Below are 2,185 nucleotides of genomic sequence, written 5' to 3' on the forward strand. Positions count from 1 at the left end.
CACCCATGGCAGCCCCACCCGTTCCCGGCGACGAACAACGAGAGACGTGGCGTCACCGCCACGTCGCGCCCAGGTATATCCGAACACTGCTCCACTACGCAAGAGCCTGATTGAAACTCGCTAAGTGAATTGTGAGGTAGCCACACCGAAATGGCCTGGTGTTGGCACGGCGTTGGCATCGTATTGGCATCGGCTCGCCTCGGCAGCCGGTGACTGCGGCACCTGATGTGGGGTACGCTCCCGCACCATGGCGCGCAGTGGAGCTCACAACCACAACAACCTGCCGAAGGCGCGGGCGAAGGAGGCGGACCGCCGGGCGTCCACCCGGTGGCTCAATACCCTGTTATCCAACGCGTCGCGTCTTCGAGCCGTGATACGCCGGCACCCCCGCCCCTCGGCGGCGGTGGGCGTGATGCTCGTGGCCGGCCTGGTCTCGCTCGCGGTCCTGCAGACCGGCTCCTCCCCCGCCCCGTACCACCCGGCCGCCCGCTCGCGTCAGTACGCCGACTACACCGCCTGCCTCCTGACCGACGAGAGCGGCGTCTCCGGCCCCGCCGCCGCGGCGGTCTGGTCCGGCATGCAGCAGGCCTCCACGAAGACGACGGAACAGGTCAGCTACCTGGCCGTCCAGGGCGACCAGTCACTGGCCAACGCGGAGACGTACTTCAACACGCTGGCCGGCCGAGGCTGCGACATCATCCTCGCCGCCGGCCCGCTCCCGACCCAGGCGGCCACGGCCCGGTCCGCCGCCTACCCGAAGATCACCGTCCTCACCTACCCGAACGCCGGCAGCTCCGCCGGCACCGAGACGACGACCGACGTCGAGGCATCGCTCACCAAGGCGTTCAGCGCGGCGGGGTGACCGCGGGGAAAAATCCACCATGAAATGCGTGGAGTAGGAGTCGAGGCCGGTCATTTGCCAAGGCCCACCGAGGAACCCGACCGGGATCGCGACGCCGGACTGACACCATGTCACCCAGACCTCAGCCGCCGAATCGGAACGGATTCCGAGCCATGCACTTCAGCATCGAGCCCTTCGTCCCCGCGCGAGCCGGCGAGCGGGATTTGAGAGGCTATTACAACGTAACGAACGCGATCTTCAAAGAGGCGGACCCCCACGCGCCGCAGAACACGTTCGAGACGGTGGTGGAGGTGCTTCGCGCCACCGACCCGCCATCGGTGCGCCGGAGGTTCTGGATCGCTCGGGGCGACGGCGGCGATGTCATCGGGCTGATTATCGCCCAGTTGCCGTCGGAGGAGAACGCCCAGGCCGTGGTCGCCTCGGTACGGGTGTTGCCGGCTGTACGGGGGCGGGGCGTCGGCTCCGGTCTGCTGCGGGCCATGGTGGACGACACCGCACTCATCGCGGGCCGCAGCCGGTTGGTGGGGTTCGATGTGGTGGGCGGAAGCGCCGGAGATCGGTGGGCGGCTGGGCTCGGCTTCGAGCGGACGCAGGAACGCGTGCTGCAGGTACTGCATGTGGCCGAACTGGACTCGGCGCGCTGGAATATCCCTGTTTCTGCCGGTTTTTTCTTGGAAGCATGGTCTGGGGCGGCGCCCGAAAGGCTCGTCGCGCAGTATGCGCTGGCCCGGTCGGCCATAGCCGATGCGCCTACGGGCGACTCGAGCCTCCGAGAGCCGCAATGGACGGCGCAGCGGGTTCGGGAGCACGAGGCCTTCGAGCGCGAGGCAGGACGGGATCTCTGGGTGGTCGCGGCGGTCGAGGACGCATCCAGCCGCATCGTCGGCATGACGGAGATGAGCGGGTACCCCGAGCAGGCGACCGTCACGTCCCAACGGGACACGGCCGTGCTCGCCGAGTTTCGCGGCAACGGGCTCGGACGCGCCATCAAGGCGGCGATGATGCGGACGCTGTCGACGGCCCGCCCGCACCTCGAACGTGTGCTGACCACGACGGCCTCAGACAACAAGTACATGATCGCGGTCAACCACGACCTCGGTTACGTCACGGCACGAAGGATGGTGACGATCGAGGGCGCGATCTCGGAGGTCCGGTCGCGCCTCGGGGCTGACGACTCGTGAACCTGAACACGTCTAAGAAGGTGTCCCGCTTCTTCCGTGGCTCGGCTCGTCTCGCCTGATGGTCAGTCAGGCGGCAGTGTGAAGGCTCCTGTTACTGGTGGTGTTCTCTACGCAACACCGGTCTCAGGAGCCTTCCGTGTCA

At 67.4% G+C, this 2,185-nt stretch carries 2 protein-coding genes; both read left to right on the top strand.

The genetic code is table 11. The features are described 5' to 3' along the window. The first annotated feature begins 247 nt into the window (after positions 1-247). Complete coding sequence (locus tag KDL01_RS40665) at positions 248-862, top strand: type 1 periplasmic-binding domain-containing protein (RefSeq protein WP_212534063.1); 615 nt, start codon at positions 248-250, stop codon at positions 860-862. A gap of 152 nt (positions 863-1,014) precedes the next feature. Beyond that, on the top strand, positions 1,015-2,043 hold the full coding sequence (locus KDL01_RS40670; RefSeq protein WP_212534064.1) for a GNAT family N-acetyltransferase: 1,029 nt from the start codon (positions 1,015-1,017) through the stop codon (positions 2,041-2,043). Positions 2,044-2,185 lie beyond the last annotated feature (142 nt).

Source organism: Actinospica durhamensis (assembly GCF_018139695.1).
In the GTDB taxonomy this organism is placed as follows: Bacteria; Actinomycetota; Actinomycetes; order Streptomycetales; family Catenulisporaceae; genus Actinospica; species Actinospica durhamensis.

Coding starts and splice junctions, on each gene's coding strand:
- KDL01_RS40670 (WP_212534064.1), top strand. CDS start 1,015: ATGCACTTCAGCATCGAGCCCTTCGTCCCCGCGCGAGCCGGCGAGCGG.
- KDL01_RS40665 (WP_212534063.1), top strand. CDS start 248: ATGGCGCGCAGTGGAGCTCACAACCACAACAACCTGCCGAAGGCGCGG.